This window comes from Serratia sp. LTN-2, assembly GCF_059740205.1.
Genome location: NZ_JCAXDO010000002.1, coordinates 466464 through 481918 on the forward strand (window position 1 = coordinate 466464; position 15455 = coordinate 481918).

Consider the following 15455-nt stretch of genomic DNA (forward strand, 5'->3'; position numbering starts at 1 on the left):
AGGAGAATCCTTATGCTCGCGATGCAATACCGTTTCACCCTGCCCGCCGACTACGATATGGCGATCGTTCGCCGCCGCATTGCCGATTTCGGCCACCTGCTCGACGCCTGCCCGCAGCTGATCGTCAAAGCCTATCTGTACGCGCAGCGCAGCGAAGGCAGCGCCGAGAATCTCTACGCTCCTTTTTACCTGTGGAACAGCAGCGCCGGCATGAGCGACTTCCTGGCCGGCGAAGGCTTCAGGGGCCTCAGCCAGGCGTTCGGCTGGCCGCGCGTCAGCCACTGGCTGCCGTGGCTGACGCATTTCGATCGCCTTCATCTGGCCGAGGCCGCTTGGGCGACCCGTCAGGAACAGGCCATCGCCCCCTACAGCGATCTGCCTGCATTGCGTCGCCAACAGCAGGCGGCCTCCGGCGCGCTGGCCTCCATCGTGGCGTTCGATCCCGCCGAGTGGCGGTTAGTACGGCTGGATATCTGGCGTGAAGCGCCGCAGGCGCGGCCGCAAAACAGCCAGCTGTTCCGCGTCGGCCATCTGTCCGCTCCCTTTGACCACACTGCGCCGCGGGTTGACAGTTAAATGTGATATTGATAATCATTATCAATACTAAACACTCATTTGCGGTTCGCGGGATGCGGGCCGCTCTCCGGGGTCAACCGCCATGTCGTCATCACCGATCACACCTTACGCCACCGCCTGCTGCATCGTGGGAGGCGGCCCCGCCGGGCTGATGCTCGGCTATCTGCTGGCGCGGGCGGGGATCGACGTGACGGTGCTGGAGAAGCACGCCGACTTCCTGCGCGATTTTCGCGGTGACACCATTCATCCCTCGACGCTGGAAGTCATGCATCAGCTGGGCCTGCTCGATGAACTGCTGACGCTGCCGCACCAGCGCGCGGAATCCCTGCACGCCGAAGTCGCCGGGCGCAACATCAAGCTGGCGGATTTCACCCGCCTGCCGACGCGCTGCAAATTTATCGCCTTTATGCCGCAGTGGGAGTTCCTCAACTTTTTGGCCCAGCAGGCCGCCGCTTTTCCCAATTTCAGATTGTTGACCTCAACGCAGGTTCATGAGCTGCTGTATGACCGCGGCCAGGTATGCGGCGTACTGGCCGACACGCCGGAAGGCCCGATCCGCGTGCGCAGCCAGTTGGTGATCGGTACCGACGGCCGCAACTCGGTGGTGCGTGAGCAGGCGGCGCTCAGCAGCCGATCCTTCGGCGCCCCGCGCGACGTCTTGTGGATGAAGCTCAGCAAGCAGCCGGGCGATCCGGCCTGGTCGATGGGCCACACCGGGCCAAAGCAGAACTTCATCATGATCGATCGCGGCGACTACTGGCAGTGCGGCTACTCGATCGACAAAGGCAGCTTCGACGCGATCCGCCGCAACGGGCTGGAGAAATTTTTGCTGCACCTCGCCGAGGTGGCGCCATTCCAGGACGATCGCCTGCAGGAGATCGTCGAGTGGGATCAGCTGAAACTGCTGAGCATCCGCATCGATCGTCTGGATCGCTGGGCCAAACCGGGCGTGCTGTGCATCGGCGACGCCGCGCACGCCATGTCACCGATCGGTGGCGTGGGCGTCAATCTGGCGATTCAGGACGCGGTAGCCGCCGCCAACGCCCTGATACCGCCGCTGCGCCAACATCGGCTGCAGCTGAAACATTTGCTGAGCGTGCAGCGCCGGCGCGAGTTCCCCACCCGGGCGATCCAGTTTTTGCAGATCAAAATGAGCCAGCGCAAGCCGGGTCAGCGCCGCGCCGCCGGCGGTTCGCGCCTGATCGCTCGCGTCGGCAACAGCCGTTGGCTGCCACGCCTGTTCGGCCGCATCATCGGCCTGGGCTTTCGCCGCGAAACGCCGCGGCATCTTGAAAATTAAGCCGCTATACTCATCGGTTCTCGCTTCGATGAGGTTCACTCATGTTCACCGTCCGTCAGGCATTGGTAGAAGATTTAACCCAGGTGCGCGATATCGGCATCAGCACCTATCGTTCGCACTTCGGTGAGCTGTGGCACTACCCGCACGAGCTGGAGGCCTTTCTGGCCGAGGATTTTTCCGTCTCCGCGCTGGAACGGACGCTGCGCGATCCCGACGTGTGCTGGCTGTTGGCCTATGAGAATGATGCCCTCGTCGGCTATGCGCGGGTGAACTTCGACAGCCTGCTGGCACCAACCGAACAAATCGGCGCAGAGCTGCAGAAAATCTATTTCCTGCCGGGCCACGCCGGCAACGGCTATGGCCAGCGCCTGTTCGAACAGGTGCAGCGGCGGGCCATCGAGCGCCGGCAAAAAACGCTGTGGCTGGAGGTGCTGCAACGCAACACCGGCGCCCAACGTTTTTATCAGCGTCAGGGATTGAGCATTTGTGGCGAGACCTGCTACACCAGCGCCCAAGGCTCGATAGGCATCTGGTATATGAGCAAGGCGCTGTAACCGCGCCCCGCTCCGCCGCCGTTTAGCGCGGCTCCCGCTGCAGCATCAGGAACAGCAAGGCAAACGCATTGGGCGCCAGGTAGATCAGCGCCCCCAGTTGCACCGCCAGCGGGTTCTCTTTGGCCTGCCAGGCCATAAACCAGTCGCCGGCGACCACCATAAAGCCGACGCCCCACACCGCGATCGCGCAAAGCGCCCCCAGCATCGCCCAGGCTTTACCCTTGGCGAAGGCGGCGTAAGGGCCTTTCAATCGCCCGACCATCAGCACCACGCCGGCCGTCGCCAGCAACCCGGCCAGCGTTTCCAGCGCGGTGATGACCGCCAGCCCCAACATGCAGGCCCAGTCGGCGGTGACGGCGCGCCACATCAGCCCCGGCGTCTGATAGGTATCCTGCATGGCGAGCAGCGGCCCCACCGCATTGCGCGCGGTGCCGGCGAAGTCCGCCGTATTGTTCAACAGGCTGAACAGCCCCCACAGGGCCGGAAACAGGGACAGGACGATGCAAGCGAGGCGTGACACAGTGATTTCGTTCATGGTAATCCTTAATGAATAAACGGGTGGCTCCCGCCCTCATGACGGGACCGCTATTGAGATCCTGATAGTTTGACGTGCACAATGTAAGAACTAATCTTACAATGACGCAGCATAGCCGAAAGTGAGGAGGAACAATGGGCAGAACACTAACGGTAGATCTGGGTGACGAACTGCGTAGCTTCGTCGAAGACCTGGTGGCCAGCGGCGATTACCGCACGCCCAGCGAAGTCATCCGAGAATCCGTGCGCACTTTGCGCGAACGTACCGCCGCCTCAAAGCTGGAAGAGCTTAGGCGCTTGATCGCTGAAGGAGAGAACAGCGGCGAAGCCGTCGAATGGGATCGTGATGTGTTCATGGAAAGAATACGGAGCAAAGCAAAAGGATGCGCAGGAGAATAACCGTTCGTCCAAAAGCCTTGGACGATATGGAAGAGATCTATTTTTACGGGTTGGCGCGCTTTGGCTTACAGGTGGCCGAAGATTATCTGCGCCGCCTGCATCAGGCTTTCGATAACCTTAGCCACCACCAACTCGGCAGAAACCTCGATGAAATCGGCCCCGGCCTATGGGTATTGCCCGTCGCCAACCACCTGATTTATTTTCGACAGCACAGGCGGGAGGTGAATATCATCAGAGTGCTGCATCATTCCCGCGATCCGCTCAGCCAATCCTTTTTCAGCTGACCCAACGTTAAATCGCCACCAGCCCGCGTACGCCGTCCTGTTCCATATTGCTGCCGGCACCGCGCTGCACGATGCTGCCGCGCGACATCACCAGATAGCTGTCCGCCAGATCGGCGGCAAAATCATAGAACTGCTCCACCAACAGGATCGCCATATCGCCGCGCGCCGCCAGCTGCTTGATCACCGCGCCGATCTCCTTGATCACCGACGGCTGGATCCCTTCCGTCGGCTCGTCGAGGATCAACAGCTGCGGCCGGCAGGCCAGCGCCCGGCCGATCGCCAGCTGCTGTTGCTGCCCGCCGGAGAGATCGCCGCCGCGCCGATCCTTCATCTGCCTCAGTACCGGAAACAGGTCATAGATCGGATCCGGCACCGTGCGCGCGGCGCCGCCGGAGAAGCGCGCCAGCCCCATCAGCAGATTTTCTTCCACCGTCAGACGCGGGAAGATTTCCCGCCCCTGCGGCACATAGGCGATGCCCGCCTGCACCCGCTGGTGCGGCTTTTTACCGGTGATGGTTTCGCCCTGCCAACGGACGCTGCCGCTGCGCGCCGGGATCAGCCCCATCAGGCATTTCAGCAGCGTGGTCTTGCCCACGCCGTTGCGCCCCAACAGGCAGGTCACTTCGCCGATGCGCGCCTCAAACGACAGGCCGCGCAGAATGTGGCTGCCGCCGTAATACTGATTCAATTCCTCTACCTGCAGCATGATTACGCCTCCTCAGCGCCCCAGATATACCTCAATCACCCGTTCATCGGCCTGCACCTGCGCCAGCGATCCTTCCGCCAGCACCTGTCCCTGATGCAGCACCGTCACGCGATCGGCGATGGTCTCCACAAACCCCATGTCGTGCTCCACCACCATCAGCGAATGCTTGCCCGCCAGCTCGCGGAACAGTTCGGCGGTGTAGTCGGTTTCGGCGTCGGTCATGCCGGCCGCCGGTTCGTCGAGCAGCAGCAGGTGCGGCTCCTGTACCAGCAGCATGCCGATCTCGAGAAACTGTTTCTGCCCGTGGGACAGCAACCCGGCGGGCCGGTGGCGCTCATGCCCCAGCCGCAGGGTTTTCAGCATCTCATCGATGCGATCGCGCTGTTCGCTGCTCAGGCGAGCGCGCAGGCAGGCCCACACCGACTTGCGGGTTTTCTGCGCGATCTCCAGGTTTTCAAATACCGTCAGCGCCTCGAACACCGTCGGTTTTTGAAACTTGCGGCCGATGCCGGCGTGGGCGATCTGCATCGGTGCCAGCCGGGTCAGATCGACGGTCTGGTCGTAAAACACCCTGCCGCTGTCCGGCCGAGTCTTGCCGGTGATCACATCCATCAGCGTAGTCTTGCCGGCGCCGTTGGGGCCGATCACGCAGCGCAGTTCGCCGACGCCAATGCGCAGCGACAGATCGGTCAGCGCGCGAAAACCGTCGAAGCTGACGTTGATGTTGTCGAGCTGCAGCACCGGATCGGTTTGCTGCCGATATTTATCCGCCGGCAGCGGATGGGTAAATAGCTCGTCGGTCACTTGCATCGCCTTCATGAGCTTTTCCTCCGCCGCAGCAGGCCGATCACCCCTTTGGGCAGAAACAGCGTAACGACAATAAACATCAGGCCGAGGAACAGCTGCCAGTATTCGGGAATGGCCATGGTGAACCAGCTCTTGGCGCCGTTGACGATGCCGGCGCCGAGCAGCGGCCCCACCAGCGTGCCGCGCCCGCCAAGCGCCACCCAGATGGCGGCCTCGATCGAGTTGGTCGGCGACATTTCGCCAGGGTTGATGATGCCGACCTGCGGCACATAGAGCGCGCCGGCCAGCCCGCACAGCACCGCCGACAGCGTCCAGACGAACAGCTTGAAGCCCTTCGGATCGTAGCCGCAGAAAGTCAGGCGGTTTTCCGCATCGCGCACCGCAGTCAGCACCCGGCCGAACTTGCTGCGCGCCAGCGCAAAGCCGATGGCCAGGCTGGCGACCAGCAGCAGCACCGTCGCCAGAAACAGCGCCACCCGCGTGCCGGCGGCGGTGATGGGAAAGCCGAGCAGCGTGGTGAAACCGGTAAAGCCGTTATTGCCGCCGAAACCGGTCTCATTGCGAAAGAACAGCAGCATGCCGGCATAGGTCAGCGCCTGGGTCATGATCGAGAAATACACCCCTTTGATTTTCGAGCGGAAGGCGAAGTAGCCGAACAGAAAGGCCAGCAGGCCCGGCACCAGCACGATCAGGCACAGCGCCCAGGCGAAATGCTGGGTGCCGCTCCAGAACCACGGCAGCTCAGCCCAGGAAAGGAACGCCATAAACGCCGGCAGCCCGTCGCCCGCCGCCTGCCGCATCAGGTACATGCCCATGGCGTAGCCGCCGAGCGCGAAGAACAGCCCGTGGCCGAGCGATAACAGCCCGGCATAGCCCCACACCAGATCGAGTGCCACCGCCACCACCGCGTAGCACAGGATCTTGCCCGTCAGCGTCAGGGTATAGGTGGACACTGCCAGCGGATGATCCGCCGGCAACAGCGTCATGAACGGCATGACCAGCAGCGCCAGCAACGCCAGCGCGCCGATGCTCAACGCCAGCCGGGGCGCTTTCTGCACGCCGGTTACGGTCAATGGTTGGCTCATCAGTCAATCACCCTGCCCTTAAGGGCGAACAGCCCCTGCGGACGCTTTTGAATAAACAGAACGATCAGCACCAGGATCAGGATCTTGCCCAGCACGGCGCCGATCTGCGGCTCGAGGATCTTGTTGACGATGCCGAGGCCAAAGGCCGCCGCTACCGTCCCCGCCAGCTGGCCGACGCCGCCGAGCACCACCACCAGGAACGAATCGATGATGTAGCCTTGCCCCAGCTCCGGCCCGACGTTGCCCAGCTGCGACAGCGCCACCCCGCCGAGCCCGGCGATGCCGGATCCCAACCCGAAAGCCAGCATGTCCACCCGCCCGGTGGGCACACCGCAGCAGGCGGCCATCGCGCGGTTTTGCGTCACCGCGCGCACGTTCATGCCGAGGCGGGTCTTGTTCAAGAGCAGCCAGGTCAACGCCAGCACCAAGAGCACGAACGCGATCACCGCGATGCGGTTCCACGGCAGCACCAGGTTCGGCAACAGCTGCACGCCGCCCGACAGCCACGCCGGGTTGGCGACCTCGACGTTCTGCGCGCCGAACAGCACTCGCACCAGCTGGATCAGCACCAGGCTGATGCCCCAGGTAGCCAGCAGGGTTTCCAGCGGCCGGCCGTACAGGTGGCGGATCACCGTGCGCTCCAGCAGCATGCCGATCCCGGCGGTGATGGCGAACGCCACCGGCAGCGCCGCCAGCGGATAGAGCGCCAGCCACTGCGGCGCCCACTGCTGAAACAGCCCCTGCACCAGGTAAGCGGAATAGGCGCCGAGCATCAGCATTTCGCCGTGCGCCATATTGATGACGCCGAGCAGGCCGTAGGTGATCGCCAGGCCGAGCGCCGCCAGCAGCAGGATCGAACCGAGCGACAGGCCGCTGAACGCCTGGCCGAGCAGATCGCCGATCATCAGACGGTGCTGCACGCGCTGCAGGCTGCGTTGCGCCTCGGCGCGCACCGCGGCGTCCGGCTCGTGCGCGGCATCGGTCAACGCTTGCAGCCGCACGCGGGTTTCCGGCTCGCCCGATTCGCCCAGCAGCCGCACCGCATTGAAACGCACCTGCGGGCTGGCGTCGGTCAATTGCAGGTTAGCCAGCGCAATGCTCAGCGCGTCGTGCACCTGCGGATCTTTCTCCTGCGCCAGCCGCCGGGTCAACAGCGGCAACTGCTCGCCCTGCGCCTCACGCTGCAGCGCGGTCGCCGCCTGCAGCCGCACCGCCGCATCCGCGCTGACCAATCGCTGCGCCGACAACGCGTTGGCGATCAGAATGCGCAGCCGGTTGTTCAGCCATACCTTCTTCGGTTCGCCAACCGGAGCCGCCGCACCTTCGAGCGGCAGATAGCGGTCGCCCTGGCGGATAAAGGCGCGCTTCGCCCCGTCGATCGCCACGGTTTCCTGCTGCAGCCCCTGCAGCAACGGCAGGTGCGCGGCGTCCGGCTCGGCCGCCCACGCCTGCAGCAGTTTGGCCTGCTGTGCACGGTTGGCCGCCGCGAACTCATCGGCCGGCCCGGCCTGCGCCAGCAGGGGCCAGGCGCACAGCAGCCACAGCCCGGCGCGCAGAGAGGATAAAAACGGAGATTGCATCAGCTGCCTCTTCTGTTGGGCCGGCGGGCGTTGGGCTGCGCCGGCGCTGAGTGACGTTACTTGCCGCCTTTCACCGGGTAATCCGGTTTTTTGTCGTTGCCGGCGATATACGGGCTCCACGGCTGCGCGCGCACCGGTGCCTCGGTCTGCCACACCACGTTGAACTGGCCGTTGCCCTCGATCTCGCCGATCATCACCGGCTTGTGCAGGTGATGGTTGGTTTTGTCCATGGTCAGCGTGAATCCCGACGGCGCGGCGAAGGTTTGCCCGGCCATCGCCGCGCGCACCTTATCGACGTCGGTGGTGCCGGCCTTTTGCACCGCCTGCGCCCACATGTGCAGGCCGACGTAGGTGGCCTCCATCGGGTCGTTGGTCACCGCAGTGGCGTAATTCGGCAGATTGTGCGCCTTGGCGTAGGCTTTCCACTGGCTGACAAACTGTTTATTGGTCGCGTTATCCAGCGATTCGAAGTAGTTCCAGGCCGCCAGGTTGCCCACCAACGGTTTGGTGTCGATACCACGAAGCTCTTCCTCGCCGACCGAGAAGGCGATCACCGGCACGTCGGTGGCCTTGACGCCCTGGTTGGCCAGCTCTTTGTAGAACGGCACGTTGGAATCGCCGTTGATGGTGGAGATCACCGCGGTGTTGCCGCCGGCGGCGAATTTCTTGATGTTGGCGACGATGGTCTGATAATCGCTGTAGCCGAACGGCGTGTAGACCTCTTCGATATCCTTGTCCTGCACCCCCTTGCTGTGCAGGAAAGCGCGCAGGATCTTGTTGGTGGTGCGCGGATAGACGTAATCAGTGCCCAACAGGAAGAAGCGTTTGGCGCCGCCGCCGTCCTCGCTCAGCAGGTATTCCACCGCCGGGATCGCCTGCTGATTGGGCGCCGCGCCGGTGTAGAACACGTTCGGCGACATCTCTTCACCTTCGTACTGCACCGGGTAGAACAGCAGCCCATTCAGCTCCTCAAACACCGGCAGCACCGACTTGCGCGACACCGAAGTCCAGCAGCCGAACACCGCCGCCACCTTGTCCTGGCTCAGCAGCTGGCGCGCCTTTTCGGCGAACAGCGGCCAGTTAGAAGCCGGATCCACCACCACCGGCTCCAGCTTTTTGCCGAGCACCCCGCCTTTGGCGTTGATCTCGTCGATGGTCATCAGCGCCACATCCTTCAGCGGCGTCTCGGAAATCGCCATGGTGCCGGAGAGCGAACTCAGAATGCCGACCTTGATGGTGTCGGCGGCCTGTGCGCTCCAGGCCAGGCCCAGGCCGATCGCGGCGGCGGACAGCGCAAAAGCTTTGATAAAACGACGACGTTGCATAGTTCAAACTCCTGATGTGTGTGAAATCAAAATCGTTACGCCGAGCGCGCAGGCTGCTGAGCCCGCGCCTGGTGCAACATGTGCAGCGTTATTTTTCGTACCTCTGCCTTGCTGACGGCGATATGCTCGCCGAGCAGCGTTTGCGCCTCCCTGCTTCGCCGCTGCAGGATCGCCTGCAAAATGGCGGCGTGTTCGCGGTAGGTGGCGTCCACCCGCGCCTGCTGGGTGAAATCCAGCCGGCGAATGATGCGGATCTTTTCGGTCAGTTCGCGGTGAATGCGCGCCATTTCGCCGTTGCCCGCCGCGGCCACCAACGCCTGATGAAACTGCTCATCGTGCTGCGACACCGCCTTGCCGTCCGCCAGTCGCGGCGCTTCGGCCCAAAAATGGCTCAGCGCCGCCAGCGCGCCCTGCGTTTCCCCGGCCGGGCGTTCGCACAGCCGTTTCACCGCCTCTTGTTCCAGCACGATGCGCAGATCGTACAGCTCTTCGAAGTAGGCGAAGTCGAACGGCCGCACCTGCCAGCCGCTGCGAAACAGCACCTCGACATAGCCTTCACGCTCCAGCCGAAACAGCGCCTGGCGCACCGGCGTGCGGCTGGCCGCCATGCGCTGCGCCACCTCGCTTTCGCTGAAGCGATCGCCCGGCAGCAGACGAAACTCGAAGATGTCGGCCTTGAGCTGCAGATAAATGCGCTCCGCCAGCCCCTCCGGGCGCGCCTTGTGCTCTCCGTTGGTGATTTGCATCATCTCCCCTCCGTTCAAACCGCCTTTTCCAGCCACAGCAGGGCGTCGCCCGGCCCGACCGGCCGCCCCTGCCGGCAGCTGATGCGCTTAACGATCCCGGCGCGCGGCGCGGTGACCGCCAGCTCCATCTTCATCGCCTCGACCACGATCAGCGGCTGCCCGGCCGCCACCGCCTGCCCCGGCTCCACCAGGATCTTCCACACGCTGCCGTTCAGATCGGCGCTGACCAGATCGCCGTCGATGGCGTCTTCTTCCACCGGCGGCAACAGCTGCGCCTCGGCCTCGTCGTCATCGCTGCGCCAGCGCGCCACTTCGGCGCTGAACGCCTGTTGCTGACGATGCTGGAAATCGGCAATCGCCCCGGCGTTGTCGGCCAGGAAATGGGTGTATGCGGCGAAGTCGAACTCGCTCTCTTCGATGCGCACCTGCATGCGCCCTTCGCGGAACGCTTCGCGCTGCTCGTCCAACTCTTGCTCGCTGACCGGGTAGAAGCGCACCTGATCGAAGAAGCGCAGCAGCCAGGGTTCACCGGCGGTGAACTGCGAGTTTTTGAGGAATTTGTTCCAGATCGGCAGCGTGCGCCCGACCAACTGGTAACCGCCCGGCGAATCCATGCCGTAGATGCACATGTACATGCCGCCGATTCCGACCGTCCCTTCGGCGGTGTGGGTGCGCGCCGGGTTGTATTTGGAACTCAGCAGGCGATGGCGCGGATCGAGCGGCACCGCGCAGGGCGCACCGAGGTACACATCCCCCAGCCCGAGGATCAGGTAGCTGGCGTCGAACAGAATGTCGCGTACCTGCTCGCGTCGGCTCAGGCCGTTGATGCGCTGAATGAAATCGACGTTGTTCGGCAGCCAGGGCGCCGAGGCGCGCACCGTCTGCTGATAGCGATCCACCGCCCCCAGCGTGGCCGAATCCTCGAACGCCATCGGCAGCCAGACGGTGCGCGTCGGCACCTTCAGCCGGCTGACGTCCCCCAGCGCCCGTTCGCGCGCCAGCAGGCGCTGCAACAGGTCGGCCTGGCTTATCTGCCGGCTGTCGTAGCGGATCTGCAGCGAACGCACGCCCGGCGCCAGCTCCGCCACGCCCGGGATCGCCTCCTGGCGCAGCGACTGCATCAGCAGATGAATGCGCAGGCGCAGCGCCAGATCGAGCACGTTGTCGCCGTACTCCATCAGGATGTAGCCGTCCCCCGCCTGACGATACGCCACCGCTGGGCGCCCCTCCGCCGCCGGCAGCGCCGCCAGCACCGCGGCGGAAACGGTATCCGCCGGGGCCAGATCCGGCGGCGGCAGGGTGATGGCCTTCACCGCCGCCAGCGCTTCGATGCTGCCAAGCTGCGCCTGCTCCAGCGACTGCGCCTGCCGGAAGCCGATCGGATGGAAACGGATGCGGTCGCCCGGCTTCACCTGCCCCACTTTCCACAGTTCGGCCTTGGCGATGGTCACCGGGCAAACGAAGCCACCGAGGCTGGGCCCGTCGCGGGTCAGGATCACCGGGAAGTCGCCGGTGAAGTTGATCGCGCCGATGGCGTACTCGCAGTCGTGCACGTTGGAAGGATGCAAACCGGCTTCGCCGCCGTCCTCCCGCGCCCACTCGGGCTTCGGCCCCGCCAGGCGCACGCCGAGGCGGTTGGAGTTGTAATGCACCTGCCAGTCGGTGGCGAAGAAGGCCTCTATCGATTCGGTGGTGAAAAAGTCCGGCGCGCCGTGCGGCCCATACAGCACGCCGATGTGCCATTGATCGCCGTAGTGCGGGATCAGGCTGTCGTCCATCGCCTGCGGCGCGGCGATCGGCGCCGGGGTGGTGCTGGCCGCCAGCGCCGGTTGAGCGATCGCCAGCATGTCCGCCACGCGCAAGGTGCGCCCGGCGTGGCCGCCGAACTGCCCGAGCGCGAAGGTAGAGCGGCTGCCGAGATATACCGGCACGTCGAAGCCGTTACGCACTGCCAGATAGGTGCGGCAGCCGTGCGTAGCGCGCCCCAGCGTCAGCACCTGCCCGGCCCGCACCGTAATCGGCCGCCAGTAAGCGACCGCTTCGCCGTCGAGATCGGCCGGGCAGCTGGCGCCCGTCAGCGCGATGGTGGCGTCGCAGTGAAAATGCAGCGTCGGCCCCTGCAGGGTAAATTCCAGCCCGGCGGCCGCCGGATGGTTGCCGACGATGCGGTTGGCCAGCCGAAACGCGAAGTCGTCCATCGGGCCGGACGGCGGCACGCCGATATCCCAATAGCCGAGGCGGCCGGGATAGTCCTGCACGCTGCTGTAGGTGCCGGGTTGCAGCACTTCGAGGCAGTGCGGCTGGAAACGCACATCGTCCAGCAAGCGCGTCCAGACGTCGCCGCGCTGAAATTGCGGCATGGCGATTACCTGCCGCAGATAGTCGAGGTTGGTGGCGATGCCGTGCAGACGGGTCGCCGCCAGCGCCACGCGCAGTTTTTCCAGCGCGTGCGACCGATCGGCGCCGTGGACGATCAGCTTGGCGATCATCGGGTCGTAAAACGCAGAGACTTCGCTGCCGGTCGCCACCCAGCCGTCGAGGCGCACGTCGGTCGGGAAATGCACCTCGGTCAACACGCCGGGGCTGGGCTGGAAGTTTTTCAGCGGATCTTCGGCATAGAGGCGCACCTCGATCGCCGCGCCCTGCGGCGCGCGGTGCAATGCCGCCCAATTCAGCGCGTCGCCCGCCGCCACCTGCAACATGCATTCGATCAGATCCAGACCGGTGACCATCTCGGTAACCGGGTGCTCTACCTGTAAGCGGGTGTTCACTTCCAGGAAATAAAACTCGTCGCGTGCGGCGTCGTAAATGAATTCCACCGTGCCGGCGCTGCGGTAATTCACCGACTCGCCCAGCGCCACCGCCGCCCGATGCAGCGCCTGGCGGGTCGCCGCCGGCAGGTGCGGCGCCGGGGTTTCTTCCACCACCTTTTGGTTGCGGCGCTGCAGCGAGCAGTCGCGCTCGCCGAGCGCCACCACCCGCCCCTGGCCGTCGCCGAAAATCTGCACCTCGACGTGGCGCGCCCGATCGACGAAGCGTTCGATAAAGGCGCCGGCGTCGCGGAAGAACTGCTCCCCCAGCCGTTTGACGCTATCGTACGCGTCGCGCAGCGCCGCCTCGTCGTCACAGCGCGTCAGGCCGATGCCGCCACCGCCGGCGGTGCTTTTCAGCATCACCGGGTAGCCGATGCGCGCAGCGGCGACGACCGCCTGCTCAACGTTCTCCAGCAAGCCGGTGCCCGGCGTCATCGGCACCCCGGCCAACGCCGCCAGCTCGCGCGCCCGGTGCTTGAGGCCGAACTCGCGGATCTGCGCCGCCGTCGGGCCGATAAAGGCGATGCCCGCCGCCTCGCAGGCGTCGGCAAACTCGGCGCTCTCGGACAAAAAGCCGTAGCCGGGATAGATCGCCTGCGCGCCGGTAGCGGTGGCCGCCGCAAGGATCTTGTCGATGCGCAGGTAGCTGTCGGCGGCCTTGTCGCCGCCGAGCGCCATCGCCCTGTCGGCTTCGGTGACATGCGGCGCATTGCGGTCGGCGTCTGAATAGACCGCCACGCTGGTTATGCCCAGGCGTTTCAGGGTGCGAATGGCGCGGCAGGCGATTTCGCCGCGGTTAGCGATCAGTACGGTAGTAAACATGTTCATGCCCCCTTAACGCTGGCGAGATAGTCGCGCCAGCCGCCAAACTCAGTGATATCCGTCGCGTCTTCCAGCGCCCAGGCTTCGCAGATAAACCCCTTCACCCGCCGGCCGTCCGCCAGCAGCAGCGTGCCGATGCCCAATGGCGCCGGAATTTCCGCCACAAACTCGCCGAAACGCGCCAGCGGGATGTCCCACAGCTCAAGACGGATCGCCGCGCCCTGCGCCACGCGCGCCAGCCCCGGCTTGGGCGGCTCGGTATCGGCCAGCGCGTAGAGGCGATAACAGGGGGCGGTGACGGTTTGCTCCACCCGCACCGCGTCGCGCTGCGTCAGCTGGACGTTGAGCGGCATGCCGCTAAGGTGAGCGCCCACTACCGCCAGACGCACGTGCCCTGTGGACGGCGCCGGCGCAGGCTGCGGCGGCAATGCCCGGCCGATAGCGCCGAGCGGCAAGGCGCATTGCCGTTGCCAGCGCAGGCCAAACGCCGCCAGCGCCCGGTCATGCCAGGCGGGCGCAATCAGGGTGATGCCCGCCGGCAGACCGTCTTCGCGCAGCGGCCCCGGCAGCGCCAGCGCGCTCAGATCGGCCAGATTGGTGAAATTGGTGTAAGTGCCGAACTGCGAATTGAACAGCACCGGTTCCTGCGCCATCTCCGCCAGGGTGCGGATAGTGGGCGCGGTCGGCACCACCAGCGCGTCGAACGGCGCCAGCCGCTGGGCGATTTGCCGCGCCAATTCGGCGCGCAGGTATTCCGCCTTGTAGGCGTCGCAGGCGCTGTAGCCCAGGCCGTTACCAACGATGCCGCGCACCACCGGATCGATGGCCTGCGGGCTCGCTTCCAGCACCTGCTCAATGGCCACCGTGCGCTCCGCTACCCAGGGGCCGTAATACAGCTGTTCCGCCAGAGTGCGAAACGGCGCGAAATCGAGGGGTTCCAGCGTGGCGCCGCCCGCCTGCAGCTGCGCCAGCGCACGATGAAACGCCCGCTCGGCCTGCACGTCGCCGAAAAACTCCAGCTGGGCGGGAACGGCGAAACACGGCGCGGCGGGGATATCCGCCGGCGCGGTATGCGGATCGGGGCGGGAATACGGATCTGCTTCGTCAAAGCCGCTCGCCAGTTCCGCCACCTGCGCGGCATCGGCCACCGTCAGCGCGAAGACCGACACCGTATCGTTCAACCGGCAGGCCGGCACCACGCCGCGATTGGATAACCGCCCCTTGGTCGGCTTCAGCCCGACGATGTTGTTGAACCCGGCGGGCACGCGCCCCGAACCGGCGGTATCGGTGCCGAGCGCGAACGGCACCAGGCCGCGCGCCACCACCGAGGCGGAGCCGGAACTGGAACCGCCGCTGACGTAGCGGCTGTCGAAGCTGTTGACCACCGCGCCATAAGGTGAGCGGGTGCCCACCAACCCGGTAGCGAACTGGTCGAGGTTGGTTTTACCGAGGGCGATCGCCCCGGCGGCGCGCAGGTGGGCGACCACGGTGGCGTCCGCCGCGGCCTGATAGGTGAACGCCGGGCAGGCGGCGCTGGTCGGCCAGCCGCCGACGTCGATATTGTCTTTGATGGCGAAGGGCACGCCGAACAGCGGCAGGCGGCTGAGATCGCCGGCGACCGCTTCGAGCCTCTGCGCCAGCTGCCGATACTGCTGCTCGCGCTGCGCCGACGTGGCGAGATACAGCCAGGCGTTATCGTCCGGGTTCAGGCCGGCGACCAGCGTTTCGATCGTCGCACTGACGCAGGCAAGGCGCTCGCCCGCCGGACGGGTTTGATAATGGTGCTGCCATTCACTGAGGGTAAAACCGCACGCTTCAACAGGTTCGCTCATCGGCTGAATTCCATCTGGTACACAAGATGGGATTCAACAGAGCAACCGGCGTGCCAGTTTTTAATCTCATGATTTCAATAAATTATAATTAA

At 64.9% G+C, this 15455-nt stretch carries 14 protein-coding genes; 5 read left to right on the plus strand and 9 right to left on the minus strand.

Going from position 1 to position 15455, the window contains the following annotated elements:
* Positions 1-12 precede the first annotated feature (12 nt).
* The 3 genes from AC6BYQ_RS05965 (at position 13) to AC6BYQ_RS05975 (ending at position 2430) form a co-directional block, all read left to right on the plus strand.
* The gene (locus AC6BYQ_RS05965; protein WP_154746758.1) at positions 13-576 is read left to right on the plus strand and encodes a DUF4865 family protein; all 564 of its coding nucleotides are present in this window, start codon (positions 13-15) and stop codon (positions 574-576) included.
* A gap of 82 nt (positions 577-658) precedes the next feature.
* Positions 659-1876 (plus strand): FAD-dependent oxidoreductase, encoded by a 1218-nt coding sequence (locus AC6BYQ_RS05970; protein ID WP_498056496.1) that lies wholly within the window; start codon positions 659-661, stop codon positions 1874-1876.
* Positions 1877-1917: 41 nt separating this feature from the next.
* Entirely contained in the window at positions 1918-2430 is a 513-nt protein-coding gene (locus tag AC6BYQ_RS05975; protein ID WP_019454682.1) for a GNAT family N-acetyltransferase, read from the plus strand.
* 22 nt (positions 2431-2452) lie between these two features.
* Here the strand turns inward: AC6BYQ_RS05975 and AC6BYQ_RS05980 are convergent, their stop codons facing one another.
* Complete coding sequence (locus AC6BYQ_RS05980) at positions 2453-2965, minus strand: DUF2165 family protein (RefSeq protein WP_198635624.1); 513 nt, start codon at positions 2963-2965, stop codon at positions 2453-2455.
* 134 nt (positions 2966-3099) lie between these two features.
* Here AC6BYQ_RS05980 and AC6BYQ_RS05985 point away from each other — a divergent pair, with 134 nt between their 5' ends.
* Positions 3100-3363 (plus strand): type II toxin-antitoxin system ParD family antitoxin, encoded by a 264-nt coding sequence (locus AC6BYQ_RS05985; protein ID WP_004939442.1) that lies wholly within the window; start codon positions 3100-3102, stop codon positions 3361-3363.
* Positions 3348-3647 (plus strand): type II toxin-antitoxin system RelE/ParE family toxin, encoded by a 300-nt coding sequence (locus AC6BYQ_RS05990; protein ID WP_498056497.1) that lies wholly within the window; start codon positions 3348-3350, stop codon positions 3645-3647. The genes AC6BYQ_RS05985 and AC6BYQ_RS05990 overlap by 16 nt, the downstream gene beginning before the upstream one ends.
* A 7-nt stretch (positions 3648-3654) precedes the next feature.
* On the opposite strand, the gene urtE is transcribed toward AC6BYQ_RS05990, so the two are convergent.
* The 8 genes from urtE to atzF are packed head-to-tail and all read right to left on the minus strand — an operon-like array spanning position 3655 to position 15363.
* Complete coding sequence (gene urtE / locus AC6BYQ_RS05995; RefSeq protein WP_063918990.1) at positions 3655-4353, minus strand: urea ABC transporter ATP-binding subunit UrtE; 699 nt, start codon at positions 4351-4353, stop codon at positions 3655-3657.
* 12 nt (positions 4354-4365) lie between these two features.
* On the minus strand, positions 4366-5172 hold the full coding sequence (gene urtD / locus AC6BYQ_RS06000; RefSeq protein WP_019454685.1) for an urea ABC transporter ATP-binding protein UrtD: 807 nt from the start codon (positions 5170-5172) through the stop codon (positions 4366-4368).
* Complete coding sequence (gene urtC / locus AC6BYQ_RS06005) at positions 5169-6245, minus strand: urea ABC transporter permease subunit UrtC (RefSeq protein ID WP_498056498.1); 1077 nt, start codon at positions 6243-6245, stop codon at positions 5169-5171. Before urtC ends, urtD begins: the two co-directional genes overlap by 4 nt.
* A complete protein-coding gene (gene urtB / locus AC6BYQ_RS06010; RefSeq protein WP_498056499.1) occupies positions 6245-7825 on the minus strand; it encodes an urea ABC transporter permease subunit UrtB in 1581 nt (526 codons plus the stop codon). The genes urtC and urtB overlap by 1 nt, the downstream gene beginning before the upstream one ends.
* Positions 7826-7881: 56 nt before the next feature.
* Positions 7882-9150 carry an urea ABC transporter substrate-binding protein gene (gene urtA / locus AC6BYQ_RS06015; RefSeq protein WP_498056500.1) on the minus strand — a complete coding sequence of 423 codons (1269 nt, stop codon included), beginning with the start codon at positions 9148-9150 and terminating at the stop codon, positions 7882-7884.
* 35 nt (positions 9151-9185) lie between these two features.
* Positions 9186-9896, minus strand: coding sequence for a GntR family transcriptional regulator (locus AC6BYQ_RS06020; protein ID WP_197667600.1), 711 nt, complete (start codon positions 9894-9896; stop codon positions 9186-9188).
* Positions 9897-9910: 14 nt separating this feature from the next.
* Positions 9911-13531: an urea carboxylase gene (uca, locus tag AC6BYQ_RS06025; protein ID WP_498056501.1), complete on the minus strand. Its 3621-nt coding sequence runs from the start codon at positions 13529-13531 to the stop codon at positions 9911-9913.
* A gap of 2 nt (positions 13532-13533) precedes the next feature.
* Complete coding sequence (gene atzF, locus AC6BYQ_RS06030) at positions 13534-15363, minus strand: allophanate hydrolase (protein WP_498056502.1); 1830 nt, start codon at positions 15361-15363, stop codon at positions 13534-13536.
* Positions 15364-15455 lie beyond the last annotated feature (92 nt).